At 56.6% G+C, this 25641-nt stretch carries 24 protein-coding genes and 3 tRNA genes; 18 read left to right on the top strand and 9 right to left on the bottom strand.

Annotated elements, in window-relative coordinates:
• Positions 1–3 precede the first annotated feature (3 nt).
• From edd to Q8O73_RS04690, 3 genes are read left to right on the top strand one after another with little or no spacing between them, the layout of a single operon-like run.
• The gene (edd, locus tag Q8O73_RS04700) at positions 4–1830 is read left to right on the top strand and encodes a phosphogluconate dehydratase (protein ID WP_305555710.1); all 1827 of its coding nucleotides are present in this window, start codon (positions 4–6) and stop codon (positions 1828–1830) included.
• Complete coding sequence (gene glk / locus Q8O73_RS04695) at positions 1830–2768, top strand: glucokinase (protein WP_305555707.1); 939 nt, start codon at positions 1830–1832, stop codon at positions 2766–2768. The genes edd and glk overlap by 1 nt, the downstream gene beginning before the upstream one ends.
• Positions 2769–2792: 24 nt before the next feature.
• Positions 2793–3434, top strand: a complete 642-nt coding sequence (locus Q8O73_RS04690) for a bifunctional 4-hydroxy-2-oxoglutarate aldolase/2-dehydro-3-deoxy-phosphogluconate aldolase (RefSeq protein ID WP_305555705.1) — start codon at positions 2793–2795, stop codon at positions 3432–3434.
• Between the two features lie 683 nt (positions 3435–4117).
• On the opposite strand, the gene Q8O73_RS04685 is transcribed toward Q8O73_RS04690, so the two are convergent.
• Positions 4118–4360 (bottom strand): hypothetical protein, encoded by a 243-nt coding sequence (locus tag Q8O73_RS04685; protein WP_305555703.1) that lies wholly within the window; start codon positions 4358–4360, stop codon positions 4118–4120.
• 143 nt (positions 4361–4503) lie between these two features.
• Between Q8O73_RS04685 and Q8O73_RS04680 the strand changes: the two genes are divergently transcribed.
• The 4 genes from Q8O73_RS04680 to Q8O73_RS04665 all read left to right on the top strand — a co-directional run bounded on the left by Q8O73_RS04680 (position 4504) and on the right by Q8O73_RS04665 (position 8130).
• On the top strand, positions 4504–5385 hold the full coding sequence (locus tag Q8O73_RS04680; RefSeq protein ID WP_305555701.1) for a LysR family transcriptional regulator: 882 nt from the start codon (positions 4504–4506) through the stop codon (positions 5383–5385).
• 106 nt (positions 5386–5491) lie between these two features.
• Positions 5492–6196, top strand: a complete 705-nt coding sequence (locus Q8O73_RS04675; protein WP_305555699.1) for an SCP2 domain-containing protein — start codon at positions 5492–5494, stop codon at positions 6194–6196.
• 9 nt (positions 6197–6205) lie between these two features.
• Positions 6206–7183, top strand: coding sequence for a peptidase U32 family protein (locus tag Q8O73_RS04670; RefSeq protein WP_305555697.1), 978 nt, complete (start codon positions 6206–6208; stop codon positions 7181–7183).
• On the top strand, positions 7180–8130 hold the full coding sequence (locus Q8O73_RS04665; protein WP_305555695.1) for a U32 family peptidase: 951 nt from the start codon (positions 7180–7182) through the stop codon (positions 8128–8130). The genes Q8O73_RS04670 and Q8O73_RS04665 overlap by 4 nt, the downstream gene beginning before the upstream one ends.
• An 87-nt stretch (positions 8131–8217) precedes the next feature.
• Here Q8O73_RS04665 and Q8O73_RS04660 read toward each other — a convergent pair whose 3' ends face one another.
• The 3 genes from Q8O73_RS04660 to Q8O73_RS04650 are packed head-to-tail and all read right to left on the bottom strand — an operon-like array spanning position 8218 to position 10952.
• On the bottom strand, positions 8218–9321 hold the full coding sequence (locus tag Q8O73_RS04660) for a nickel/cobalt transporter (RefSeq protein ID WP_305555693.1): 1104 nt from the start codon (positions 9319–9321) through the stop codon (positions 8218–8220).
• Positions 9257–9817 (bottom strand): DUF1007 family protein, encoded by a 561-nt coding sequence (locus Q8O73_RS04655; protein WP_305555691.1) that lies wholly within the window; start codon positions 9815–9817, stop codon positions 9257–9259. Before Q8O73_RS04655 ends, Q8O73_RS04660 begins: the two co-directional genes overlap by 65 nt.
• 52 nt (positions 9818–9869) lie before the next feature.
• A complete protein-coding gene (locus Q8O73_RS04650; protein WP_305555689.1) occupies positions 9870–10952 on the bottom strand; it encodes a zinc ABC transporter substrate-binding protein in 1083 nt (360 codons plus the stop codon).
• A gap of 190 nt (positions 10953–11142) precedes the next feature.
• Here Q8O73_RS04650 and chrA point away from each other — a divergent pair, with 190 nt between their 5' ends.
• Complete coding sequence (chrA, locus tag Q8O73_RS04645) at positions 11143–12546, top strand: chromate efflux transporter (RefSeq protein ID WP_305555687.1); 1404 nt, start codon at positions 11143–11145, stop codon at positions 12544–12546.
• A 101-nt stretch (positions 12547–12647) separates the two neighbouring features.
• On the opposite strand, the gene Q8O73_RS04640 is transcribed toward chrA, so the two are convergent.
• The 3 genes from Q8O73_RS04640 to Q8O73_RS04630 all read right to left on the bottom strand — a co-directional run bounded on the left by Q8O73_RS04640 (position 12648) and on the right by Q8O73_RS04630 (position 17629).
• Positions 12648–14216: a SpoVR family protein gene (locus tag Q8O73_RS04640; protein ID WP_305555684.1), complete on the bottom strand. Its 1569-nt coding sequence runs from the start codon at positions 14214–14216 to the stop codon at positions 12648–12650.
• Entirely contained in the window at positions 14213–15565 is a 1353-nt protein-coding gene (locus Q8O73_RS04635; RefSeq protein ID WP_305556330.1) for a YeaH/YhbH family protein, read from the bottom strand. Before Q8O73_RS04635 ends, Q8O73_RS04640 begins: the two co-directional genes overlap by 4 nt.
• 117 nt (positions 15566–15682) lie before the next feature.
• Entirely contained in the window at positions 15683–17629 is a 1947-nt protein-coding gene (locus tag Q8O73_RS04630; protein WP_305555681.1) for a PrkA family serine protein kinase, read from the bottom strand.
• A gap of 540 nt (positions 17630–18169) precedes the next feature.
• Here Q8O73_RS04630 and Q8O73_RS04625 point away from each other — a divergent pair.
• The 7 genes from Q8O73_RS04625 to Q8O73_RS04595 all read left to right on the top strand — a co-directional run bounded on the left by Q8O73_RS04625 (position 18170) and on the right by Q8O73_RS04595 (position 23641).
• On the top strand, positions 18170–18544 hold the full coding sequence (locus tag Q8O73_RS04625) for a rhodanese-like domain-containing protein (RefSeq protein ID WP_305555678.1): 375 nt from the start codon (positions 18170–18172) through the stop codon (positions 18542–18544).
• Positions 18545–18810: 266 nt separating this feature from the next.
• Complete coding sequence (gene dctP, locus Q8O73_RS04620; protein WP_305555675.1) at positions 18811–19803, top strand: TRAP transporter substrate-binding protein DctP; 993 nt, start codon at positions 18811–18813, stop codon at positions 19801–19803.
• A 46-nt stretch (positions 19804–19849) separates the two neighbouring features.
• Entirely contained in the window at positions 19850–20344 is a 495-nt protein-coding gene (locus tag Q8O73_RS04615; RefSeq protein ID WP_305555672.1) for a TRAP transporter small permease, read from the top strand.
• Positions 20341–21612, top strand: a complete 1272-nt coding sequence (locus Q8O73_RS04610; protein WP_305555669.1) for a TRAP transporter large permease — start codon at positions 20341–20343, stop codon at positions 21610–21612. Before Q8O73_RS04615 ends, Q8O73_RS04610 begins: the two co-directional genes overlap by 4 nt.
• A gap of 20 nt (positions 21613–21632) precedes the next feature.
• Complete coding sequence (locus Q8O73_RS04605) at positions 21633–22502, top strand: oxaloacetate decarboxylase (protein WP_305555666.1); 870 nt, start codon at positions 21633–21635, stop codon at positions 22500–22502.
• Between the two features lie 273 nt (positions 22503–22775).
• Positions 22776–22982, top strand: coding sequence for a hypothetical protein (locus Q8O73_RS04600; RefSeq protein WP_305555663.1), 207 nt, complete (start codon positions 22776–22778; stop codon positions 22980–22982).
• A 341-nt stretch (positions 22983–23323) separates the two neighbouring features.
• Positions 23324–23641, top strand: coding sequence for a hypothetical protein (locus Q8O73_RS04595; protein WP_305555661.1), 318 nt, complete (start codon positions 23324–23326; stop codon positions 23639–23641).
• Positions 23642–23936: 295 nt separating this feature from the next.
• Here the strand turns inward: Q8O73_RS04595 and Q8O73_RS04590 are convergent.
• Positions 23937–24013: transfer RNA gene (locus Q8O73_RS04590), tRNA-Thr, on the bottom strand.
• Between the two features lie 103 nt (positions 24014–24116).
• Positions 24117–25022: a 23S rRNA (guanosine(2251)-2'-O)-methyltransferase RlmB gene (gene rlmB / locus Q8O73_RS04585; protein ID WP_305555658.1), complete on the bottom strand. Its 906-nt coding sequence runs from the start codon at positions 25020–25022 to the stop codon at positions 24117–24119.
• A 192-nt stretch (positions 25023–25214) separates the two neighbouring features.
• Between rlmB and Q8O73_RS04580 the strand changes: the two genes are divergently transcribed.
• From Q8O73_RS04580 to Q8O73_RS04570, 3 genes are all read left to right on the top strand, one after another.
• Positions 25215–25299 (top strand) — tRNA-Tyr (locus tag Q8O73_RS04580).
• Positions 25300–25334: 35 nt separating this feature from the next.
• Positions 25335–25408, top strand: a tRNA-Gly gene (locus Q8O73_RS04575).
• A 77-nt stretch (positions 25409–25485) separates the two neighbouring features.
• Positions 25486–25641, top strand: a 156-nt coding sequence (locus tag Q8O73_RS04570) for a GTP-binding protein (RefSeq protein WP_305556327.1), incomplete at its 3' end; no start/stop codon positions are given.

Below are 25641 nucleotides of genomic sequence, written 5' to 3'. Positions count from 1 at the left end.
CCCATGAAACGTGAAATCGAACAAGTTACCAACCGCATCATCGAACGTTCCAAACCGACGCGCGAGGCCTATCTGGCCCGGATCGAGGCGGCGGCAAGCAATCGCCCGCATCGTTCCAGCCTGTCCTGCGGCAATCTGGCGCATGCCTCGGCCGGGTGCCTTGGCACGGAAAAGGACCGGCTGAACGAAGGCGAAACCATCAATCTGGGGATTGTCACATCCTATAACGATATGTTGTCGGCTCATCAGCCATTGGGCACCTATCCCGACCGCATCAAAAAGGCCGCGTTCGAGGCCGGGGCGACCGCCCAGGTCGCAGGCGGCGTACCGGCAATGTGCGATGGGGTGACGCAAGGCCGCCCGGGCATGGAATTGTCGCTGTTTTCGCGCGATGTGATTGCCATGTCCACGGCGGTATCGCTGTCGCATGATGTGTTTGACGCCGCCCTTTATCTGGGCGTGTGCGACAAGATCGTGCCGGGCCTTGTGATGGGGGCTTTGACCTATGGCCATATTCCGGCGGTGTTTGTGCCTGCCGGGCCGATGCCATCGGGCTTGCCCAATAATGAAAAGGCCCGCATCCGGCAGTTGTATGCCCAGGGCAAGGTCGGTCGCAAGGAACTGCTGGAGGCCGAAGTCGCCTCCTATCACAGCCCCGGCACCTGTACCTTTTACGGCACGGCCAATTCCAACCAGATGTTGATGGAAATCATGGGGCTGCATTTGCCCGGTGCGGCCTTTGTCAATCCGGGGACGGAATTGCGCGATGCCCTGACCGAAGAAGCCACCCGCCGCGCCCTGCAAATCACCAAACTGGGCAATGATTATCGCCCGATTGGCAAGATTTTGAATGAAAAGGCGTTTGTGAACGGCATCATCGGGCTGTTGACCACAGGCGGATCGACCAATCATACCTTGCATTTGCCTGCAATGGCGCGGGCCGCCGGGATCGAATTGCGCTGGGAAGATTTCGACGATTTGTCACGCGCCATTCCGTTGTTGTGCCGCGTTTATCCGAACGGGCAGGCCGATGTGAACCATTTCCATGCTGCTGGCGGCATGGGCTTTGTCATTCGCGATCTGTTGAAAAACGGCCTGCTGCATCCCGATATTGAAACCATCACGACCGGCGGCATGCCGACTTATGGCACCGAACCGCATATCGAAAATGGCAAGGTTATCTGGCGCGATGCCCCGGAAAACAGCCATGACGAGGAAATTCTGCGCCCGACCGAAAAGGCCTTCAGTGCCGATGGCGGGTTGCGAATGCTGACCGGCAATCTGGGCCGGGCGGTGATCAAGGTGTCGGCGGTCAAGCCGGAAAACCGCGTGATCGAAGCCCCGGCGGCGGTCTTCACCTCGCAGGAAGACATGTTGCAGGCCTTCAAGGATGGCAAATTGCACCGCGATGTGATTTGCGTGGTGCGCTTTCAGGGGGCCAAGGCCAATGGGATGCCGGAATTGCATAAACTGACCCCGTCGCTGGGCGTGTTGCAGGACCTTGGATACAAGGTCGCCCTTGTCACCGATGGCCGCATGTCGGGTGCCTCGGGCAAGGTGCCCGCCGCCATCCATGTCACCCCCGAGGCCATGATGAATGGCGTGATCGGCAAGGTGAAAGACGGCGATCTGATGCGCCTTGATGCCGAAACCGGCGATCTGAAATTGCTGGTCGCTGCCGAAGACCTGGAAAAACGCGCCTTTGCGACATTCGATGACAAGGCCGAACACCAGACCGGCTTTGGTCGCGAATTGTTTGCCGTGTTCCGCGACAATGCCGGGCTTGCCGAAATGGGGGCAAGTTCCGTCCTGCCGGGGGGTACCGCATAATGCGGCTGGTGGGTGATATTGGCGGCACCAACGCCCGCTTTGCGTGGCTGGACCACAATAATGATCCGCATACGCCAATGACATTGGCCGTGCGCGATTATCCGGCGATTGGCGATGCGATCCGCGATTTCATCGCCAAAACCGGTGGTGACCAATTGACGGAATGTGCGGTTGCCGTCGCCTGCCCGGCGATGGCCGATATGATCCGCTTTACCAACAATCCGTGGGTGTTTTCCAAACAGGCCCTCAAGGATGAATTTGGTCTGGACCGGCTGGTGGTGGTCAATGATTTTACCGGCCTTGCCATGTCTGTTCCCTATCTGGGGGCGGATGATCTGATCACGCTGTTTGACGGGCCGGGGCAACCGGGCCTGCCTTTGGCGGTGATCGGGGCGGGCACCGGGCTGGGCGTTTCGGGGTTGTTGCCCCATGACGGTCACTGGATTCCGGTGCAGGGCGAAGGCGGGCATGTGTCGCTTCCGGCGGTGGATGATCTGGATTATGAAATCGTCAAATTCCTGACCCGCGAACTGGGCCGGGTTTCGGCCGAACGCATTTTGTCGGGCATGGGGATTGAAAATCTGTATCGTGCCCTTGCCGCGATTGAGGGGGTGGACGCCACCCCCCTGACGGCGGCGGAAATTGTCGAAGCGGCGATGATGCGCCATGATCCCCTGTGCTGTCAGGTTCTGGAACGGTTTTGCCTGTTTCTGGGCGGGGTGGCCGGTGATCTGGTGCTGACGCTTGGGGCGTTTGGCGGGGTTTATATTGGCGGCGGCATCGGGCCGCGTATTGCCGGGTTTATGAAACAAAGCGGCCTGAAAGAACGCATGATTGCCAAGGGCCGTTTCCGCGATTTGATGAATGATGTGCCGGTGCGTTTGATGACGGCGAAATATCCGGCCCTGATCGGCTGTGCCAGAATATTGACGGCCTGAGTGCCGCAGACAGGAGAAACAACAATGAGCCTGACATCCCGTGACATTTTATCGCGCGCCCCCGTGGTGCCCGTTCTGGTGATCGAAGACGCCAATGATGCCGTGCCGCTGGCCAAGGCGCTGGTGGCCGGTGGCCTGCCGGTTCTGGAAATCACCCTGCGCAGTGCCGCCGCCGAAGAAAGCATCAAACGCATCATCGCCGAGGTGCCCGGCGCGATTACCGGGGCCGGAACCGTGATCAACGCCAGACAGATGGAACGCATGGCCGAAATCGGCTGTGCCTTTGCCGTGTCGCCCGGCCACACCGCCGGGCTGCTGGCGGCGGCCAAAGATACTGGCGTTCCCCTGTTGCCCGGTGCCGGAACACCGTCGGAAATCATGAATTTGATTGATCATGGCTATGACATCCTGAAATTCTTCCCCGCCGAACAGCAGGGTGGCGTTTCGATGCTCAAGGCGCTGTCGGGGCCGTTGCCGCATGTGCAATTCTGCCCGACCGGCGGGGTATCGCTGGCCAATCTGGCCGATTACATCGCCCTGCCCAACATCATTACCGTCGGCGGATCATGGGTGGCCCCCAAAGACGCCGTCAAGGCCGGGGATTGGGCGACCATCACCCGTCTGGCGCAGGAGGCCACCGACCGGGTTGCCGCCTTGCGCGGTTGACGCACCACCCCCGGACCGAACGCGCCGGGCTGGGGGCGCTTGTCTTTGCAACGGCAACGACCGGGTGGTTGGCGGTTTCTGGCAATCGCCTTTTCCGGGCCGGTCATACTCCCGTCTCGTGAAAACCCGTGCCCGCAACGGCGGGGACGGGATTCCGGGCTGCCGCGAACCTGCCGCAAGATGCTCCCCGTTTTGGCGGCGGTGACGGCACAGGCGCAATTCCGCCACCCCTGCCATTGCGGGGTCACAGGACCCCGGACAAACTTCGGGCCTCCGCCTGCCTCGCTGACAAGTCCGCTACCGAACCCGCCGCCAGCCCCGGCGATACCGGGTCACACCCGGCACCATTCGGGCAGGTCCCGCCACCAACAAGACGCATCTCGGGCGTCTTGACCAATGGCCGGGTTCACCGCCTCGGCGCAATACCCCCGTAATGGCTCTTCCACCTGCCGGTCATGGTCTTGCGATTTTGCCTTCCAATCTGTCTTCCGTTTTGCCGCTGCATAATCGTCTCTTTCATCTGGCGCCAAACGCAAAAACCCGCAAGGCCTTGTGCCTTGCGGGTTTCGGTCCGGGCGCATTTGCCCCGTTGATTTTTCTCTTATGTCACAGCGAAAAGAACAAATCAAGAACTTTTTTCGGAAATTCTGAAAAAAGATCATCTTCAGCCGAAAAACGGCGGATTACGGGCGTTCTTTCATCCGCAAAACCCAGTCCCGACCCTCAAAATGGCGTTCCAGCCCGATATCTTCAAGTTGCCGGTCATCAAGCTGATCCATCAGGCGGCGATGGCTGCGTTGCAGGCGAAAATGCACCATGCGGTTCAAAAGCACAGTACCGATTCGGCGTAAAAACGGACGAAAAGTCAGATTCAGCGGGACATTGAAAGAAACCTGATTTTGGCTGGTGCAGCTTGACCGGGGCATGACGGCCTCCTTTGACACTGTGGTTTATGGCTGTTGATCCGATATTCTCATATGCAAAATAAAACGGGAATTATTAGGTTTTGCAGAATTGTTGTGCGAAAATGCACGGATTGGTGCGCGGTGGCTCACAGCAGGGAAAGACGATGAACTGGGATGATGTGCGGTTTTTTCTGGTGCTGGCCCGGCAGGGATCCTTGTCGGCGGCGGCCCGGCGGCTGAAAAAGGAACATACCACGGTGGCCCGCCGGGTGGAGTCGCTCGAATCCACCCTGGGGACGCGCTTGTTTGACCGGCTGGCGACGGGATGGCGGTTGACGGCGGATGGTGAAAATCTGGTGCCGGTTGCCGAACGGCTCGAAAGCGAGGCCCTGAGTTTCGAGCGCCTCGCCACCAGCAGCGAAATCGCCACCGGGTTGGTGCGGATTTCCGTGCCGCCAGTGGCCGGGCGTATCCTGTTTGCACCGCGTCTGGCCGCCCTTTTGGGGCAACATAAGGGGCTGGAATTTGAAATGATCGGATCGTCGATGATCGCCAATCTGATGCAGCGCGAGGCCGACATTGCGGTGCGCATGATCACCCCCGATGAACCGACCCTGATCAGCCGCAAACTGGCCGATATTTCTGTCGGGCTGTATGGCGCAACGGATTATGTCCGCGATGTGCCAAAACAGGATTGGGAATATTGCAGTTATGACAACACGGCCTATGGTCTGGCCAAACGGGAATGGGTGCGCCATGTGATAGGCCGCGATTTGCCGTGCCGGTTTCGTGCCAATGATACGTCATCGGTACAGGAATTTGTCGCGGCCGGGCAAGGGGTTGGTGTTTTGCCGCGCTATCTGGGCGACGGGGACGGGCGTCTTGCCCTGATCTGCGCTGATGAACGCGGCGAAAGCCGCGAAACGATCTGGATGGTCGTGCATCCCGACCTGCGCCGCTCGCCCCGGGTTCGGCTGGTGATGAATGCGCTGGTGGCGGCGGGGGCCAGCATCCAGTCGGCATGGGGACATAACCCTGCGTCTTAGAGGCGTTCCACAAACAATATATTTATCAGGTGTTTGACTGATATCAACGCCAGAGCATGGCTGCGGTGTAGGATCAACGCTGTTTTCGATCCTTGCGGAGAAACCGGTGTCGGTCCAGCGTCCAGCCTTTACCCCGTTTCTGGTGATCAGCCCGCTTTTGCGTGCGCTGCCCGGCCCGGCAATTGACGCCGTTCTGGCCCATGCCTTGCACCAGATGCAGCAACGCCATCCGGCGGTGTTTGACCGCCTGTCTGGCGAAACCAACCCGTCGGTTCTGATTTCGCCCACTGATATGCAGCTTGATCTTTATTTGAATCTTGATGCGGCGCGTCCGGTGTTGCGCCGCGCACATCCCGCTGATGTGACACAGGCCGCCGCCCGGATTCTGGGCCCGATGCCCGCCTTGCTGGAATTGCTGGAAGGCAAATCCGATGGCGATGCCCTGTTTTTTTCACGCACCCTTAAAATCGAAGGCCGTACCGATCTGGTGGTCGCCCTGCGCAATGCGCTGGACGGCGAGGATATAGACCTGCGGGCCGCGATCATCAGCAGTGCCGGGGTTTTGGGGCCGGTGGCCCGGCGCATGTTGGCGTTGGCAGAAAAGGCATATGGTGCGCTGGACCGCGATATGGCGCATGTCGCCGGTGCGCTGGCCGGGGATCAGGACCGCCGGATGGCCGGGATGGCGTCCAGTCTGGCCGATCTTGATCAAAGAATGCGCACGGTCGAACAGGGAATAAAACGCCGTCAACCCGCCGCCTTGCGGCGCGAACAGGCGGCCATGCCCGCATCGTCCGGTTTGCAGTCATAAGGAAAACAGATGGAACTCGTATGTCCTGCCGGAACTCCTGCCAGTTTGCGTGCCGCCGTTGATGCCGGGGCGGATGTGGTTTATTGCGGGTTTCGCGATGCCACCAATGCGCGGAATTTCCCCGGTCTGAATTTTTCGCGGGACGAACTGGCCGAGGGGATCGCCTATGCCAGAACGCGCGGCGTGCATGTGTATCTGGCGTGCAATACCTTTCCCAAGGCCGACCACGAACATATCTGGCATCAGGCGGTGGATGATGCGGTGTCGCTGGGGGTGGAGGCGATTATTCTGGCCGATATCGGCCTTTTGGGATATGCGCGCGACAAACATCCCGATGCGCGGTTGCATTTGTCGGTGCAGGCATCGGCCTCCAATGTTGATGCCATCCGGTTTTATCACCGGGAATTTGGCGTGCGCAGGGTGGTGTTGCCACGGGTTTTGTCCCTGATGGAAATTCGCGAACTCAATTGCGCAATTCCGGTGGAAACCGAGGTTTTTGCCTTTGGCGGCATGTGCGTGATGGCCGAAGGACGGTGTTTGTTGTCGTCCTATGCGACGGGTGAAAGCCCCAATATGAACGGTGTCTGTTCACCGGCGGCCCAGGTGCATTATCTGGAACGCGGCGATACGACGGTCTCGAAACTGGGCAATTTCACCATCAATGTTTATGGCGCGTCCGAAAAGGTTGGTTATCCGACCCTGTGCAAGGGCCGGTTCAAGGCGATGGACAAGGCCGGATATCTGTTTGAAGACCCGACCAGCCTTGATGTTACCGCGATTTTGCCGGAACTGGCGGCGGTCGGCGTGACCGCCCTTAAAATTGAAGGCCGCCAGCGTGGCAAGGCCTATATCGCGCAGGTGGTGTCATCGTTCCGCACGGCACTGGACCGCATCGCTGCCGGGCAGAAGGTCCAGACCGGAACCCTTTCCCATATGACCGAAGGCATGAGCGGTACCACGGGTGCCTATCAGCGGGGCTGGCAATGAAGGTGGATACTCTGTCCGAACGCCCGAAACTGGTGATGGGACCGGTGCTGTTTCACTGGGACGCGCAGGTCAAACTGGATTTTTATGCCCGCATGGCGGATGAAGCCGACATTGATATTGTCCATGTCGGCGAGGTGGTGTGTTCCAAACGCATGCCGTTTTTCGACAAACATTTGCCCGATGTGATCGAACGTCTGCACCGTGGCGGCAAACAGGTGGTGGTATCGACCCTTGCCCTGGTGATGGGTGGGCGCGAGGCGGAAATGATCCGCGATGTAACCGCGATGGCCGATGACATGCCGGGCGTGCTGATCGAGGCCAATGACATGTCGGCGGCCGGGTTGCTGGCCGGGCATCCGCACAGCATCGGCCCGTTTGTGAATATCTATAACGAAGGCACATTGCGCCATTTCGCCCGGCGCGGCGCGGTGCGGGTTGGCCTGCCGTGGGAATTGCCGATGGAATCGGTGCAAATCCTCTGTGCCCATCGCGGTGCGGTCGAAATTGAAATGCAGGTGTTTGGCCGGGTGCCGCTGGCGATTTCGGCACGCTGTTATTCGGCACGGGCGCAAGGGTTGCACAAGGATGGCTGCCGTTATGTATGCGGCGATCATTGCGACGGCATGGATGTCGATACGCTGGATGGCGAGGCCTTTCTGGCGGTCAATGGCCTGCAAACCCTGTCGCACAGTTATCTTGATCTGTCGGGCGATATTCCGGCCTTGCAGCAGGCCGGAGTGGGGGTATTTCGCCTGTCACCGCACAGTTTTGACATGGTGACGATTGCCGGTCTGTACCGGCAGGTGATCGATGGCAAAATCACCAGCGAGGATTTGCAGGACCGGCTGTTTGATCTGTGTGGCGATATTGATCTTGCCAATGGCTTTTTGCATGGCAAGCCGGGTGCGATTTTTGACGAATTGCCGGACCGGGCAAGGGGCGAATAAGCCAATAACAGGCTTTCCCGCAAGGGAAGGGGCGAAGGGTCGGAAACGCAAGGGGCTGCGTGACCGGCCCTTTGTTTTTGTCTGGCGTCAGAGCCAGCCCAGTTGCTGCGCCGAAGATAACAGCAACAAAACCCCGAACAGGGTAATCATCCCCGCCCCGGCAAAGCCGATGGTGCGGCGCAGAATGTTCGATACGCGGTCCGGCAGGGAAAACAGTTTTTGGGTGCCACTACGCATGCCAATTGCGGCCATGCCAATCAGGCTGATGGTGATCGCGACCCCGACCGCCATGGCAAAGGCCGACACAATGCCTATGAAAATCAGGCCATTGGCAAGGGTAAACAGTAACATCAGGATCGACCCGGTACAGGGACGCAGGCCGACAATCACACCGCTGATCATCGTTTGCCGCCAGCCGGAATGCGGTTGCGGGGTGCCGGTATGCTCATGATCATGCCCACGCCCACGCCCATGCTTATGATGGTGGTTCTCGTGATCGTGGTGATGATCATGTCCGGCGGGGCCGTGATCGCAACAATCATCGCGCCCCTGGGCAATGCGCAGGCACATCACCGCCCCCATGACGATGATCAGGCCATAGGATACGGCCTCCATGATCAGGCCATTGCGGGTGATCGAGGCCGGGCCAAGATTAAGCACAAGGGCAAGGGTACCGACCAGAACAATGGCGCTGACGGCCTGAACGGCGGCAATCAGGGTGCCCATCGCCACCCCCTGTTTCCAACCGGCATCGCGCGACAGGAAATAGGTTGTGGTGACCATCTTGCCATGCCCCGGCCCGGCGGCATGAAACACACCATAGGCAAAAGACAGCCCGATAATCGTCAGGCCCGGCCACCAGCTTTGCGCTTCGCGTGCGCTGCGCAGGGCGGCAGTCATGTCGCGGTTCAGGCTAGACTGGATTTGTACCATTTTGGTGATAACCGGCGATAACCAGTCTGGCAGCACAGAAGAACCGGTGCTGTTATCGTCCGTCGGTGCTTCTGCCGGGGCCTCGGTCGCGGTGCCACGTCCCAGAAGATTACCAGACTGCGCCTGTGCCGGTGGGGCTTGCAACAGGGTTATTGCGCCCAACAGCAAGGTTACAAACAGCGCAATCCGCACCCTATTGACAGATAAAATCGGCGCGCAATGGCGCAACCAGATCAAAATAGATGCGGTTTTTTTCATCTTCGCCCATCTTGTAATGGCACTGGATTTGCCGGTTGCCGGTAAAGGTGATCGGATCCATTTCGGCAAAGGCGACATCAATATAAAATTCGGCATCATAAACCGAAAGACTGACGGCATCACGTACCGGGTCAAGCGGGGTTTTGAGCGGCAGGACAAAATCATAGCGCACCCGGTTGTCATCGGTAATGTCGGCCTTGAAATCGCGCACATCGCCATAATCGACCAGATTTTCATTCTGCCGCAGATAGGTCAGATAGCCGACATCGTTCAGGGCGATAAAGGCATTGTCGCGCACGGCGTCGTTTTCGGCGTCAAAAAACCGGCGGTCGTGATTTTGATCAAATTCATCAATCAGGGTCATGCTGAACAGATCGTCAAACAACCATGTGACGGCAATGCCGGTGATTTCGTCGTTTTCCATCATCATCGTCGCATCGACATCGATCCAGACATGCGGATGCGCCTGTGCCGGGCGCGAAAATGGCCCGGACACAGCAAAGATTGCCAGAATTGCCAATGCAGCCCGGCCAGAAATGATTGTGACTTTATGATCCGCTAAGGCAGCCGACCAGCGCTTCAACATTTTGCGACAGAATGGCGCCATAGGCATCCGGTCCGGCAGGAATATTGGCCCCCAGCGGGTCAAGAATGCCGCTGCGTGCGCCGGTATCGGCAACAACGGCGTCAACAATCGCCGGGCGGAATTGCGGTTCGGCAAAAACGCATTGTGCGCCAGTGCTTTTGATTTTGTCTTCAATCTCATGCAGGCGTTGCACCCCGGGTGTCTGTTCCGGCGACACAGTGATCGACCCGACAGCCGTCAGGTCAAAACCGTGTTCCAGATATTGATAGGCATCATGGAATACAACAAACGGCAGATCTTTGACAGAATCAAGGCGCTTTTGAAGATCACCCTCAAGGGTTTCGAGCTTTGCCAGCAAGGCTTGCAGATTGGCCTCGTATTGCGCGGCATGGGCCGCGTCGATTTCGGTCAGTTCGGCAGCAATGGCACGGGCAATGGTTTCGCCATTATGGATGTCCAGCCACAGATGCGGGTCGTTTTGGTCCGCATGGTCATGATCATGTTCGTCATGGTCGTGGTCGTGTTCCGAATGTTCTTCGTGGTCGTGACCCTCATGGTCATGATCTTCTTCGCCATGATGATCGTCATGCTCATGCTCCGCATGATCACCATGTTCATGATCGTGATCATCGTCGCCATGGCTGTGCGTTTCCCATGCGCCACCGGCGCGGACCGGCAAGACATGCATGCCCGGCACGTCAATCAGTTCAAGCTGATGGGCCTTGCCTGCCAGCGATTGTAACGGCTTTTCCAGAAAACTTTCCAGATTGTCGGCGACATAAATCACCAGATTGGCCTCATTAAGCGACCGGGCTTCGCTGGGGCGCAGGGAATAACTGTGCGGCGATGCTGCCCCGTCCAGCAGCAATACCGGCTCGCCGACACCTTCCATGATTGCACTGGCAAGGGAATGCACCGGTTTGATCGTGACCACAACATTCGGGGCTTGGTCCGCCTGTGCGATGCTGGCACCCAGGCTGGTGCTGCATGCAAGGGCCGTGGTGATTGCAAGTGTGCGTAGGATCGGCAAGGCGTATTTCGACATGACGGCAAATCCGTTTGTGGCTGGAGGGATATTTGAAGATATCGTTATGTTATAACGTTTCGGTTTGTCAAACAAAAACTGCCAGTTTGGGGCGTCAAGTGCTTTTTGGGGGCTGGATTAATTAGCGCCCTCGCGACACTATGCCCGCGCACATGCTGGAATGATTGTAACGACAGGGCAGGGAACCGGGATGACGACTGATAATATGCAGACAACCGGGGCCGATGGCCGCCCGTGGCCGGGATATCGCGAGGCCTTTATGGTCTGGGCGCGGATTGCCGTGCTGAGTTTCGGTGGGCCTGCCGGACAGATTGCCCTGATGCACCGCATTCTGGTCGAGGAAAAACGTTGGCTGGGCGAGGCGCGGTTTCTGCATGCTCTGAATTTCTGCATGTTGTTGCCGGGGCCCGAGGCGCAACAGCTTGCAGTTTATGTCGGTTGGCTGATGCATCGGACATGGGGCGGCCTGATGGCCGGTATCCTGTTTATTGTGCCCGGTGCGGTTGTTATCCTGCTTCTCAGTTGGATTTATGCCTTGTATGGCGAGGTCAGCGTCATTGCCGGACTGTTTTTCGGGTTGAAGGCCGCCGTGCTGGCGATTGTGCTTCAGGCGCTGGTGCGGATTGGCAAAAAGGCATTGAAGAACGCTGCCCTGATCACGCTGGCCGCTGGGTCCTTTGTCGCGATTTTCTTTTTTGCCGTGCCGTTCCCCCTGATCATTATCGCCGCCGGACTGACCGGGTTTTTCGCCGGACGGGCCGGGGTGCGCGAATTTCAAACAGGCGGCGGACACACGCCGGGCGGTGCGGTCAGGATCGATGATGCCGATACCCTGCTGGGCACCGAAACGCCGGACCGGGTTCAGGGCGACACACGGCGATCCTTGCTGCTATCGGCGATATTGCTGGTGGTGTGGCTGTTACCTGTTGTGGCTTTGGTCGCGGTTTTGGGGCGCGGCAATGTTTTTGCTGATATCGCGGTGTTTTTCAGCCAGATGGCGGTGGTGACCTTTGGCGGGGCCTATGCGGTTCTGGCCTATGTGGCGCAGGCGGCGGTGGAAAATTTTGGCTGGCTGCGTCCCGGCGAGATGCTGGACGGGCTGGGCATGGCCGAAACCACGCCGGGACCATTGATTCTGGTGACGCAATTTGTCGGTTTCATGGGGGCGTTTCGCGATCCGGGAATGATGCCGCCGCTTTTGGCCGGAACGCTGGGCGCACTCCTGACGATCTGGGTAACGTTCGTGCCGTGCTTTTTATGGATATTTGTCGGTGCGCCCTATATCGAACGTCTGCGCCATAACCGGGCGCTGTCATCGGCGCTAACGGCGATTACGGCAGCGGTGGTTGGGGTGATTTTTAATCTGGCGGTGTGGTTTGCCATCCATGTGGTGTTCCGCGATGTGCAGACGATCACCGGTTTCGGTCTGAAACTGTCAATCCCCGATCCAGGCAGCATTGATGTGATGGCAGCCATCCTGTCCATTGCTGCCCTTGTTGCGGTTTTCCGGTTTGGTCTGGGATTGATGACCCTGATCCTGTGCGCGGCCCTTGCTGGCATTGGTCTGGATTTGGCCGGTTTGATCACAACGTGACAGGTTTTGGTGGTAAAATTCCTTATCAAGGACTTTCAAAGTATCCTGATAAGGAATTTCCGCCTGCGAAACGAAAAAACATCTTTTGAAGTTTTGTTGTTTCAGGCGACCTGACTGTCATCAGGCTGGTAGTGCATTTCATGCAGGATTTCGCCACTTTCATTGTCCACAGCCTGAAGCGTGACGCCGTATCCCCATAGCCGCCCGATATAGCCCAATGTCATTTCGGCTTCGGATTTTTCCAACCGGATGCCGTCATGCTGGGTGTGCTGAATGATCAATTGGCGGTTGCCATTCAGATCGACATCGACCACCTGCAAATCGGGTTCGCGCACAGAAATATCGTGCATCCGCGCCAAGGTGCGGCGGACCTTGCGGTATCCGGCGTCGTCATGGATGGCGGCGACCTCCAGATGAGGAGATGATGCCGCATCGTCGATCATGAACATTTTCATGTCACGCATCAGTTTGGGTGACAGATATTGCAGGATGAAACTTTCATCGCGGTAATGTGCCCAGGCGTCTTTCAGGGTGTCATAGGGTCGGTTATTGCCCGCCATATCGGGGAACCAGTGTCGGTCTTCGTCAGTGGGATCAACACAGATGCGGTGGATATCCTGCATCATGGCAAAGCCAAGGGCATAGGGGTTGAACCCGGAATAGCGCCGGTCGTCAAAGTCGGCCTGAAACACCACTCGGGAATGATAATCGATGAATTCCATCATCGCGCCCTCGGTAATCTGGCCACGATCATAAAGCGCATTCATGATGTGGTAATGCACATAACAGGCACAACCTTCATTCATCACCTTGGTTTGTTTTTGCGGATAGAAATATTGCCCGATATTGCGCACGATCCGCACTATTTCACGTTCCCAGTTGCCAAGGCCCGGGGCGTTTTTTTCCAGAAAATACAGAAGGTTTTCCTCGGGCAGGCCAAGTTTGGCCCGGCGTTCTTCGGCACGCAGGCGGCGGCGGGTTTCGTCGGCATCCTCGGCATCTGTTCCGGCCTGCGGCAGGGTGCGCCACAAATCGTTATAGGTTTCATCCTCGTAGCGTGCGCGGTCTCGGTCGCGTTGGGCTTCCTGTTGCCAGTCGGGTTTTTCGGGGTGGGAATAGCGGTTGACTCCCTGATCCATCAGGGCATGGGCAGCGTCAATGATCCGTTCAACGGCGTCAAAGCCAAAGCGATCCTCGCATTGCGCGATATAGCGTTTGGCAAATTGCAGATAATCTAGAATGCCTTCGGCATCGGTCCATTGTTTGAACAGGTAATTGTTCTTGAAAAAGTGGTTATGACCAAAGGCCGCATGCGCCATCACCAGCGCCTGCATCACCATGCCATTTTCTTCCATGATATAGGAAATACACGGGTTGGAATTGATGACAATTTCGTAGGCAAGGCCCTGATATCCCTTGCGATACATCACGTCATCACGCACAAAGCGTTTGCCAAACGACCAGTGATGATACATCAACGGCATACCGATGGAAGAATAGGCATCCAGCATCTGTTCGGATGTAATCACCTCGACCTGATTGGCGTAGACATCGAGTTTCAGTTCATTCAGCGCGATATCCTCGATGGCGTCATAGGTGCTTTTGAGAATGTCGAAATCCCAGTCTGAACCCTCGAACAACAGGGCGGGGTTTTGGTTTTTTTTGCTCATGTCCGGGCTCCTGCGGTTGTGCCGGATTTGGAGCGGTCCTTACCAAACAGTTCGCGGAAGACCGGGAAAATATCGCCCGCCCGTGCCACCCGTTTCAGGGCGAAATGCGGATGGCTGCGGGTCAGCGGCACATAGGATTTCCACAGGGCCGATTTGCCTTCGGCGGATGAAAAAATCTCGGCTTCGCGCTCATCAACGATTTCGATATAGGCGTAATACTGGCATTTCGGCAAAAGGTCGGCCGTCAGCAGACTGACGCATTTGTTGCCGTCATTGGAATAATTGTCGCCGTCGGATGCCTGGGCGGCATAGATGTTCCACTGATCGGTCGGATAGCGGTCCGCCAGCACTTTTTTCATTTCTTCAAGGGCGGTGGAGACAATCGTGCCGCCGGTTTCGCGCGAATAGAAAAAGGTTTCCTCGTCCACCTCGGACGCCCGCGATGTATGGCGGATAAACACCACATCGACATGATCATAACGCCGATGCAAAAACAGATGTAGCAACATGAAAAACCGTTTCGCCAGTTCCTTCATTTGTTCGGACATTGATCCGGACACATCCATCAGGCAGAACATCACGGCCTGGGTATTGGGATCGGGGATTTGGCGGAACTGGTTATAGCGGGTGTCGATCGGATCAATAAACGGAATGGCCCGCATACGGCGTTTGGCATCCTCAATTTCAGCCAGTAGGGCATGGCGTTTTTCTTCGTCACTTACGGGTATTTTGCCTGACGGGGTGGCATCGGCCAGTGCCTGCAAGGCGGCAAGCTGATGTTCCAGATCGCGGACATGATCGGTTTTGGGGCGGCGCAGGCCGATACGCCGCGCCATCGAATGGCGCATGGTGCGCACCAGATTAAGATTGGACGGCGATCCATCGGTTGAAAACCCCGCACGGGCATGGCGAAAGGCGGTGGTTTGTTTCAGAGTCTTTTTCAGCAAATCCGGCAGTTCAAGCTCTTCAAAAAACAGATCGAGAAATTCATCGCGGGTCAGGGCGAACTGAAATTCATCTTCGCCGTCGCCATCCGGGCTGGCATTTGATCCGCCGGACCCGCTGCCACCATCGGGGCGGGCGATGCGGTCGCCGGGGACGAAATCCTTGTTGCCGGGCAGGACATATTGCCGTTCGCCGCCGGTGCGGCTGTGATGGAAACCCGGTTCATGCAGGCTTTTTTGCGGGATGGTGATCTGGTCACCCTTGCTGACATCGGTGATGCCGCGATGCCGGATGGTATTCTCAACGGCTTTCTTGATCTGTTCCTTTGCCCGGCGCATGAAACGCTGCCGGTTGCCAAGGCTTTTGCCCTTTGGGTTTTTGCGGCGGTCGATGATGTGAATCATGGGCACGTAACCTTCCTGATACGTCACAACGACGGCAAGAGGGAGAAAAAACAAACAAGCCGCACCCGGCGGGAAAGGGAGGCAAACCGCCGGGTGCGGGGCTGGGACCCGGCAGGGTTAACCGGCCTTGTTCACCCGCATATACCATTCAACCAGACGGCGGGTCTGACGTTCGGTGTATTTGCGGTCAATCATGCGTTTGACGAATTCGTTGTGTTTCTTTTCGGTGTCGCTGTCTTTTTTTGATCCGAACGAAATCACCGGCAGTAAATCCTCAACCTGACTGAACATGCGTTTTTCAATAACGTCGCGCAGTTTTTCATAAGAGGTCCAGGCCGGGTTCTTGCCCTTGTTATTGGCACGGGTGCGCAGGGCAAATTTGACGACTTCGTTGCGGAAATCCTTGGGATTGGCGATTCCGGCCGGTTTTTCGATTTTGGATAGTTCCTGATCAATAATCTTGCGGTCCAGCATCTGGCCGGTATCGGGGTCCTTGAAATCCTGATCCTCGATCCATGCATCGGCATAGGAGACATAACGGTCAAACAGGTTCTGACCGTAATCAGAATAGCTTTCGAGATAGGCCTTTTGGATTTCTGCCCCGATGAATTCGGCATAGCGCGGGGCCAGTTCGGATTTGATGAAGTCGAGATATTCCTTCTCGCGTTCTTCGGGATATTGTTCGCGCCGGATTGCCTGTTCGAGCACATACATCAGATGCACCGGATCAGCGGCAACTTCGTGGGTGTCGTGGTTAAAGGTTTCGGACAGAACCTTGAACGCAAATCGGGTGGAAATCCCGTCCATGCCTTCATCGACACTGGCGGAATCCTTGTATTCCTGCATCGATTTGGCTTTGGGATCGACATCCTTGAGGGTTTCGCCGTCATAAACGCGCATCTTGGAATACAGATTGGAATTTTCATGTTCCTGCAAGCGCGACAGCACCGAAAATTGCGCCAGCATTTTCAGGGTGCCCGGTGCGCAGGACCCCTGTTCCAGTTCGGAACCCGTGATCAGTTTTTCGTAAATCAGGGTTTCCTCGGATACGCGCAGGCAATAGGGCACCTTGATCACGCTGATACGGTCGATAAAGGCTTCGTTGTTTTTGTTGGCCTTGAAGGCCTGCCATTCGGCTTCGTTGGAATGGGCAAGGATCATGCCCTGAAACGGGATCGCGCCCAGATTTTCGGTGCCGATATAATTGCCTTCCTGGGTCGCGGTCAAAAGCGGATGCAGCATCTTGATCGGGGCCTTGAACATTTCGACAAATTCAAGCAGCCCTTGATTGGCGCGGTTAAGCCCCCCGGAATAGCTATAGGCGTCGGTGTCATTCTGGCTGAAATATTCCAGTTTGCGGATATCGACCTTGCCGACCAGCGATGAAATATCCTGATTGTTTTCATCGCCCGGTTCGGTTTTGGCGATGGCAATTTGCCGCAGGCGGGAGGGCAACATTTTGACGACCGAAAATTGTGACAGATCGCCGCCAAATTCATCCAGCCGTTTGACCGCCCATGGCGACATCAGGCCGGTCAGGCGGCGTTTGGGAATGCCGTATTTGTCTTCGATGGCGTCCCCGATCCGCACCGGGTTAAACAGGCCCAGCGGGCTTTCAAATACCGGGCTTAACTGATCCCCGGCTTTCAGCACGTAAACTGGCTCATGTTCCATCAGTTCTTTCAGCCGTTCGGCCAATGAACTTTTGCCGCCGCCGACCGGGCCCAGCAAATACAGAACCTGTTTGCGTTCTTCCAGCCCCTGAGCCGCATATTTGAAAAAACCGACAATGCGTTCGACGGTTTCTTCCATACCGTAAAAATCGGCAAAGGCGGGGTATCGTTTGATGGTGCGGTTTAAAAAGATACGGCCTAGACGCTGATCGGTCGATGTATCAATCATTTCCGGGGTGCCGATGGCCTTGATCATGCGTTCGGCGGCCGAGGCATAGGCCGCCGGATCGTCCCGGCACAGATTGAGATAATCCCGGATGGTCAGTTCGGTGTCGCGTTTTCCGTCATATCCTTCCGCATACAGCTCGAAGATGTCCTTGTCTTCAGCCATGGCGCGGTCTCCTTTCCAACGTTATCGCATGCGTTAACTTTGTTCCGGCACCCTTGACGGGTTTTTTTGTGCGGTTCGTCCCGGTCTGCTGTTTGATCCTGTCCTGCCTGTTACCGACAAGCATGTCGGGGCATTCTGATTTTTATTTATGTACGGCAATAATGAACAACAAGTTCATCTGTGACAAAACATAAATAAAAATCAGAGCATATTCTTAAGTATACATAAATGAATTTGTGCTATGTCGGGCTGCCCGTTAATGACGGGGCGAAATTTTGCAGTTATTGGCGATTAATACTTGTGTATATGTCGCAAGGGTCCATCACAAGGATGGTATTGCCCGGTTTTTTCCCGCAACCCTTCCTGAAACCAGGTGTCAGGGGAAGGGCTTCGGTTATTTTCACGTGGTATTTACAAAACCGTTTCGCAATGCCACAACGCCAATATTCCATTGCAAATCGCCTGCTGACGACTCACAAACCGGTGATCGTCAGGAACATTGCCTGATGTGTTTGCCGCCATCAATCAAAGGTCCGCCTTATGTCCGATCCTTCTGATCTGTCTGACGAAATGACGGGGGATTCTGTGACCTTCATCACCAGCACCGGTCTTGCGGCCCGCATCCGGGAGGGTGGGGTGATGATGATTGATGTGCGCGATGCGGATGATTTTGCCGCCGGGCATATTGCCGGTGCCATCAATATTCCCCCGTCCGGGTTTGACATCCCGGTGCTTGTCGATCTGATCGAGGATGCGCCGACATCTGATGATGGTGTGGTGTTCATCTGTGCCGTCGGGCAACGGTCCTTTGGTGCGGCCAGTGCGATGCATGATCACCTTGATTGCCCGGTTGCCAGCCTTAAAGGCGGGATTCAGGGCTGGGTGCGGGATGGGTTTGATCTGGTCGGTTGTTAACCGCCGACTCTGACGGATCGGGCCTGTCCGGTCTGTGATTCGATTTTTTCCAGTTCATTAAAAGGATGTTGCAGCGCGATATTGGCGATGGCCCTAGCGTGGCCGGGTGGGGTTTCCGCAGCGTCATTGTCAGGGTGCGGCGCACTAAGGGTTTTCACCGGCGATTTGTTTTCTTGGCAAAAAAATGTGACAGGTTACAAGTACGCAACGCTAATGTGCGTCATAAGGTCCTATTGCGACACAAAAAAACAGGAGGATGCGTTCCGATGAAGAAGTTTGTTTTTGCCGCTGCCATGCTGGCGTCATTTGGCTGGGCCGGGGTGGCGGATGCCGCCGATCTGACCTTGCGCATTACCTTGCAATTGCCGCTCAAAAGCCACCTTGGCGAAAATCTTGTGATGTTCAAGCAAGAGGTTGAGGAAAAATCAAACGGCAGTATCGAAGTCGAAATTTATGATTCCGCCCAACTGTATCAGGACAAGGAAGTCCCGTCGGCGGTGGGTTCCGGCTCGATCGAGATGGGGGTGGCGTCACTGACCCGCTATGTTGGCGATGTTCCGGCGGTTGATGTGTTTTATCAGCCTTTCCTGTTTGATTCCGAAGAAAAAGTCCGTCAGGCCGTGGCAAAAGGGTCGCCGGTGCGCGGGCCGCTGGATGCGGCGATTGCGGAAACCGGGGCGACTGTTTTGTGGTGGCAGGCCTATGGCGGGTCGATTCTGCTGTCGAAAGGCGGGCCGATCCACGGCCCCGATGGCCTTAAAGGCAAAAAAGTCCGCGTTTTTTCCAAAACCCAGGGCGATTTTATTTCGGCGGCGGGTGGCGCGCCGACCCTTGTTTCCGGGTCGGAACAGTATCTGGCCTATCAGCGCGGCACGGTTGATGTCGGCATGACCGGCATGTCTGGCGTGCAGTCGCGCAAATTGTGGGAAGTGATGGATACCGTCACCGTCACCAATGATGCCGACATTGAATTCATCGTGGTGGTCAATACCGATTTCTGGAACGGTCTGACCGATGAACAGCGCGAAATCATCAGTGCGGCCGCCCTGAATGCCGAGACCGATGTGCGCGACCGCATGTCGGGGATCGAGGCCGAAGCCTATGACGACGCCATGGCCAACGGCATGACGATTTATACCCCGACCCCCGAAGAAATGGCGAAATGGCGCGACGCCGCGACGCCGGTTTACGAAGCCTTTATCGAAGGGGCGGGCGATCTGGGGGCGGAAGTCCTCAAAGCCGCACAGCAATTGCAATAACCAGCCAAAACCCGGCCCGTCTTTATCGGCGGGCCGGGATGGATTTATGACAATGTTTCATCGTTTGATTGTTTTTCTGGCCTGGATTGCGGCCCTTCTTTTTGTGCTGGCGGGGTTGATGCTCAGCTGGGAAGTGGTGGCGCGGTATTTTTTTACCCGTCCGACGATCTGGGCGTCTGAATTATCGCAGCTTTGCCTGATCTGGGGATCGCTTTTGGGCATGTCGTGGGTCTTGGCGACCGGGCGGCATATTTCGGTCGATGCCGTAACACGCCTGTGCAAACCACCGGTCCGGCGCGGGCTGGAGGCGCTGGCAATGGCGATTGTCGCGCTGTTTGCCGTTGTCGTGATGGTCAAGGGCTGGGACATTTTTTATGAAAGCCTTGTCCGGGGGCGCAGCAGCGGTTCCATGCTGAATCTTCCGGCATGGGTGGCGGAATTTCCGGTGCCGTTCGGCTTTGCCCTGTTGACGGTGCAGGCCATGATTGAATGCGTCGCGATTTTGCGCGGCAAGGAATTGACAGAAGGGCCGCACGAATGACCGTTGTGATCATAATGTCCGCCCTGTTTTCGCTGTTGCTGATCCGGGTGCCGGTGGCGTTTGCGCTGGGCGGGCTGGGGTTGGCGATGCTGATTCTTGGCGGGTTTTCGCCGCTGATGGCGCCACAGGCGATTTTATCGACGCTGGATGGCTTTATCCTGCTGGCGGTGCCGCTGTTTTTGTTGATGTCCAATGTGTTGTTGCGGGCCGGTGTCGGGCAGGATCTGTTTGCCGCGGTCAGTGCCTGGGTCGGTCACTGGCCGGGCGGGCTTGCGGTGGCGACGATTTTGTCGTGCGGGGTGTTTGCCGCCATTTCCGGATCATCGGTGGCAACGGCGGCCACGATCGGCACGGTGGCAATCCCCGAAATGATCAGACGCGGCTATGACAAACGGTTTGTCTATGGCCTTTTGGCCGCAGGCGGGACACTGGGTATTCTGATTCCGCCTTCCATTCCGATGATTATTTATGGCTTTGTCACCGAAGAATCGGTGATGGCGCTGTTTATGGCCGGGATCGGGCCGGGGATTTTGCTGATTGTTTTTTTCATCGTTTTTTCGATGATTTATGGTGCCCTGGGCGGGCAGGAACGCGAAGCCCGGCAAAACTGGGTGGAGCGCAAACGCGCGACACTCAAGGCCCTGCCAGCGATGATTCTGGCCGCCGTGATTATTGCCGGGATTTATTCCGGGGCCTTCACCCCGACCGAGGCCGCGGCAATCGGCTTTGCCGTTGCCCTGATTTTGACCGGGCCGGTGATGCGGACCCTGACATGGGATAATCTGAAAAAAGCGGTGTTTGAAAGCATGGCAACCACGGTTGCGATCCTGTTGATCATTGCCGGGGCCAAGGTGTTTGGCAAGGCGATCACGCTGTATCGCATCCCGCAGGATATCTCGATGCTGATTTCGCAACATATCGATACGCCGGTGATGTTTATCATCGTGATTTCGATTGTGCTGCTGATCATGGGGCTGGTGTTTGAGGCGCTGTCGATGGTGCTGATCATGACGCCGGTTTTGCTGCCCTCGGTGCTGGCGATGGGGTTTGATCCGGTGTGGTTTGGCGTTTACATGGTGATCATGGTTGAATGCGCCCTGATTACCCCGCCGGTCGGATTGAATTTATATGTCATCCAGTCGGTGGCGAAAACCCGGCTGGGCGAGGTGGCGCGCGGGGTTCTGCCTTTTTTGCTGCTGATGTTTCTGGCGGCGTTCGTTTTGTATGTCTGGCCCGATCTGGCCCTGTATATTCCGTTTAAAATGTGACTGTTACTGTGATGAATGTGATGACTCCTGCGGACAAACTCCGCCTGCTTTTGGCGGGCGATGATCTGATCACCATGCCGTGCTGTTTTGATGCGCTGTCGGCAAAACTGATTGAACAGGAAGGATTCGGCCTGACCTTTATGTCCGGTTTTTCGGCCAGTGCGGCGCGAATCGGCGCACCGGACCTTGGCCTGATGTCCTATGGCGAGGTGCTGGATCAGGCGCGCAATATTACCGATGCGGTCGGGATTCCGGTGATTGGCGATGGCGATACCGGATATGGCAATGCGATGAATGTTCGGCGCACGGTGGCCGGATTCGCCAAGGCAGGCTGTGCCGCCGTGATGATCGAGGATCAACTGGCCCCGAAACGGTGCGGCCATACCAAAGGCAAGGAAGTGGTGGGGCGCGACGAGGCGTTTGACCGAATCCGTGCCGCCGTGGATGCACGGGCGGCGGGGGCGGATATCCTGATTCTGGCCCGCACCGATGCCCGGCACGAACATGGCCTGACCGAGGCGATTGACCGGGCGGCGAAATTTGCCGAATTGGGGGCGGACATCTTGTTTGTCGAAGCCCCCAGATCGGTTGAGGAAATGCGCCGGATTTGTGCGGAATTGCCGGGGCCGAAAATGGCCAATATCGTCGAAGGCGGCGAAACGCCGGACCTGACACCCGACGAGTTGACCGAGATCGGCTTTAAAATCGCGGCTTATCCGTTATCGCTGATGGCGGCCGCGATGAAGGCGATGGTTGAAACCCTGCAACGCCTGAAAGCCGGGGAACCGCGGGGGGATATGCTGATGGAATGGGACCAGTTGCGCAGGCGGATCGGGTTTGAGGATTATTACGACATATCGGCGCAATATGTGACGTCAAAACGGGGTTAGCCCGCCATCCCCACACTTTTTCATCCCATGAAAACAATGGGTTGAGGGTAGGGGGCAAAGTTTTTTGCTTTTTTTGCAAAATAGTTCTTGCTTTGTTCTTTTCGCTGTGGCATAACAGAAAAATCAACGGGGCAAATGCGCCCGGACCGAAACCCGCAAGGCATCACGCCTTGCGGGTTTTTGCGTTTGGCGCCAGATGAAAAAGGTGATGATGATGCAACGGCAAAATGGCAGACAGGAGGGCGGGCGCACCCGCAAGACCCTGACCGGCGGATGGAAAAGCCATTACGGAGGCAATCCGCCAAGGCGGTGAACCCGGCCATTGGTCAAGACGCCCGAGTTGCGTCTTGTCGGTGGCAGGGCCTGCCCGGTGTGACCCGATGGCAACCCGGTGTCACCGGGCGGTCCGAAGGCCATGCTGCCACCCGCTGCCACCCGGCATCGCCAGGGCAGGTGGCGGTGGCGGGCAGTGGCGGGTAAGTGGGTCCGGCCATAAGGGAACGGCACATGCCGGGCGGCGGCATGGAGTCCGCCCCGGTTCTTGCCCCGGTCCCTGTCCGGTCCCCGGACCCGGACCCATCCGTCGTACAACCGCTGGCGGACAGTCCCCTTTTCGGTGCCATGCCGCACCCCGAAGGCGGCGCTGTTTCGGTTGCCGGTGATGTTGCCGGGGGCCGAAGCCCCTAGCGTCAGGCTATGGTGCCTGTTTTGTGAGGTCGTTACCCAGTGAAAGGTCCTGATGTGATCATCTAATGGTTGCATTCCCCAGAAAGTTAAATCATTTTTCTTGATATGATTTCGTCTTTTGAGGGAGGCATATTTTGTGGTTGGTTGAAAGTGAAGAAGATCTTGCCGCGTTAGACGAAGAGCGTGCGCTGGTCGCAACGTATGTGGACCTAAATTATGATCCCTCTAAGCTTGAGTGGGTTTTGCAAGCTAGAAGAGGGTTTGACGCGCATGTGGAAGCTGCATGGCACCTGCTTATTCCAATGAACAGGGGCTATGCAGTTAACCAACATGTCAATGCGCAACAATATAATGTGGTTGTTGCAAGGCAAATCATAAAAAACTTGAAATTGATTTTCCATCACTCCCTTGCATTGTATTTCGTGCAGTTAATGACGAGTATTTTTTCTTAAAACTTGGACGTTTAACAAAAGAGAAATTTCTGGAGGAAATTGGAAGGATTTCTGATATTGCTTTAGCATGCCATAATGATGGACCTGCTGATACATTATCTTATCGTGATTATGTAAACCAACAAGTTTGTGTCCATTTGAGGCAAAGGCGACTTCTTAGTGCTGCGAGAAGTGCTATTCCTTCTCTATGTGCTTTGTTGGGAGCTGCTGTAGATTTACGAGATTTGGTGTAAAATTTTTAGCATACAGGACAAAAGAAACCCCCGCGCCATCCCGGCTGCGGGGGTTTCTTTTGTGGTGCCGGCAGAGAGACTCGAACTCCCAACCTTCGGATTACAAATCCGCTGCTCTACCAATTATAGCTATGCCGGCCCAAGCGGCGGCAACATAATCTGTGTCGCGGTTCAATGCAAGACCCGGAAACAGGCGTTGTGCCGCTTTTTTATGTCCTTGTGCGCATTGCCGCGTTGCGGGGTCAGTTTGCCGTCTCTGTCTTGCTGCGAAACAGTTCATAGAGGGCAACGGCGGCGGCATTCGAGACATTGAGGCTTTCGATTCTGTCGGTCATCGGCAGTTTGACCAGAAAATCGCAATTTTCGCGGGTCAGGCGGCGCAAACCGTCGCCTTCGGAGCCCATGACAATGCCGATGCGGCCTTTCAGCTTGGCCTCGGCCAATGTCTGATCCGCTTCGCCATCCATCGCGGCCAGCCAGAAATTGGCGGCCTTGAGGACATCGAGCGTGCGGTTGAGATTGCCCGCATGGATATAGGGCACGGTTTCAAGGGCACCGCTGGCCGATTTGGCGAGAACGCCGGTTTCGGGCGGTGCGTGGCGGTCCGGCACGATCACGGCACAGGCGCCAAAGGCCGCGGCACTGCGCAGAATCGCCCCGACATTGTGCGGGTCGGTGACCTGATCGAGAATCAGGATGGTCGCCTGTTCCGAATCCTGCTGTTCTTCGAGCAATTCCTCGACCGACATCTGGGGCAGGGGGGCGCAATGCATCGCCATGCCCTGATGCACGGTGCCGGGCGGCAACATATCGTCCAGATCGGTGCGGCCCGCACTATCGACCTGAACATCGTTGCGGTCGGCATCGGCGAGCGCGCCCAGAATTTCATCGCGGGTGTTTTCGGTTGCCCAGATGCGGTGAATGGTGCGTTGCGGATTGGCAATTGCCATTAAAACCGGGTGGCGGCCAAACAGAATCAGGCGGGTGGTTTCGCGGGCGATCGAACTGTCGCGGCGGCCCTGTCGCCCGCGACGGGCGGGTTCGCGGCGGGCCGGTTCATCGCCGGAAAAGGCGGCGGGATTGCTGGCATCTGCCTGTCCGCCGCCATGGTCGCGGGAAAAGGAACGGTTTTTATTGCGGCGCGACATCTGGGCGGAAACCTCCAACTCATAACAACTTGAATGCACATTGTTCGTCCCGGTGCGGGACCGGCACCAACATACAGGAAAGGAAATGCGTTTTTGGGATTTTTTTGCTGTTGACAAGGCAGGGCCGCACAACGTATTCCCTCCCTCGCCGCGACGAGGCCGGGGGTAACCCCGACGGCGTTTCGACCCGGAGGAGGGGTGGCAGAGCGGTCAAATGCAGCGGACTGTAAATCCGCCGACTTAGTCTACGCAGGTTCGAATCCTGCCCCCTCCACCACTCTCGCTGCTTGCGAGGTCTCGCAGATGGACGATGCGGGTGTAGCTCAATGGTAGAGCAGAAGCCTTCCAAGCTTACGACGAGGGTTCGATTCCCTTCACCCGCTCCAGTATTTATATTTCGTGTGCCCGTCGGTTTTGCGGTGGGTTCTTACGTTTTTTTGGTTCGGATTAGGATCTGAGGGCAATGGCCAAGGAAAAGTTTGCGCGTACGAAACCGCACGTCAATGTTGGCACGATTGGCCACGTTGACCACGGGAAAACCACGCTGACCGCAGCGATCACCAAAGTTCTCGCCGAGAGCGGTGGCGCGAAGTTTCAAGATTACAGCATGATCGACAAG

The organism is Thalassospira sp. (assembly GCF_030690045.1).
Lineage (GTDB): Bacteria > Pseudomonadota > Alphaproteobacteria > Rhodospirillales > Thalassospiraceae > Thalassospira.
This window is presented reverse-complemented; position numbering and strand designations above follow the sequence as displayed.

Excerpts from the sequence above, each read along its gene's own strand:
- edd (WP_305555710.1), top strand. The coding sequence starts at position 4 with ATGAAACGTGAAATCGAACAAGTTACCAACCGCATCATCGAACGTTCC.
- glk (WP_305555707.1), top strand. The coding sequence starts at position 1,830 with ATGCGGCTGGTGGGTGATATTGGCGGCACCAACGCCCGCTTTGCGTGG.
- Q8O73_RS04690 (WP_305555705.1), top strand. The coding sequence starts at position 2,793 with ATGAGCCTGACATCCCGTGACATTTTATCGCGCGCCCCCGTGGTGCCC.
- Q8O73_RS04685 (WP_305555703.1), bottom strand. The coding sequence starts at position 4,360 with ATGCCCCGGTCAAGCTGCACCAGCCAAAATCAGGTTTCTTTCAATGTC.
- Q8O73_RS04680 (WP_305555701.1), top strand. The coding sequence starts at position 4,504 with ATGAACTGGGATGATGTGCGGTTTTTTCTGGTGCTGGCCCGGCAGGGA.
- Q8O73_RS04670 (WP_305555697.1), top strand. The coding sequence starts at position 6,206 with ATGGAACTCGTATGTCCTGCCGGAACTCCTGCCAGTTTGCGTGCCGCC.
- Q8O73_RS04665 (WP_305555695.1), top strand. The coding sequence starts at position 7,180 with ATGAAGGTGGATACTCTGTCCGAACGCCCGAAACTGGTGATGGGACCG.
- Q8O73_RS04660 (WP_305555693.1), bottom strand. The coding sequence starts at position 9,321 with ATGAAAAAAACCGCATCTATTTTGATCTGGTTGCGCCATTGCGCGCCG.
- Q8O73_RS04650 (WP_305555689.1), bottom strand. The coding sequence starts at position 10,952 with ATGTCGAAATACGCCTTGCCGATCCTACGCACACTTGCAATCACCACG.
- chrA (WP_305555687.1), top strand. The coding sequence starts at position 11,143 with ATGACGACTGATAATATGCAGACAACCGGGGCCGATGGCCGCCCGTGG.
- Q8O73_RS04640 (WP_305555684.1), bottom strand. The coding sequence starts at position 14,216 with ATGAGCAAAAAAAACCAAAACCCCGCCCTGTTGTTCGAGGGTTCAGAC.
- Q8O73_RS04635 (WP_305556330.1), bottom strand. The coding sequence starts at position 15,565 with ATGATTCACATCATCGACCGCCGCAAAAACCCAAAGGGCAAAAGCCTT.
- Q8O73_RS04630 (WP_305555681.1), bottom strand. The coding sequence starts at position 17,629 with ATGGCTGAAGACAAGGACATCTTCGAGCTGTATGCGGAAGGATATGAC.
- Q8O73_RS04625 (WP_305555678.1), top strand. The coding sequence starts at position 18,170 with ATGTCCGATCCTTCTGATCTGTCTGACGAAATGACGGGGGATTCTGTG.
- dctP (WP_305555675.1), top strand. The coding sequence starts at position 18,811 with ATGAAGAAGTTTGTTTTTGCCGCTGCCATGCTGGCGTCATTTGGCTGG.
- Q8O73_RS04615 (WP_305555672.1), top strand. The coding sequence starts at position 19,850 with ATGACAATGTTTCATCGTTTGATTGTTTTTCTGGCCTGGATTGCGGCC.
- Q8O73_RS04610 (WP_305555669.1), top strand. The coding sequence starts at position 20,341 with ATGACCGTTGTGATCATAATGTCCGCCCTGTTTTCGCTGTTGCTGATC.
- Q8O73_RS04605 (WP_305555666.1), top strand. The coding sequence starts at position 21,633 with ATGACTCCTGCGGACAAACTCCGCCTGCTTTTGGCGGGCGATGATCTG.
- Q8O73_RS04600 (WP_305555663.1), top strand. The coding sequence starts at position 22,776 with ATGGAAAAGCCATTACGGAGGCAATCCGCCAAGGCGGTGAACCCGGCC.
- rlmB (WP_305555658.1), bottom strand. The coding sequence starts at position 25,022 with ATGTCGCGCCGCAATAAAAACCGTTCCTTTTCCCGCGACCATGGCGGC.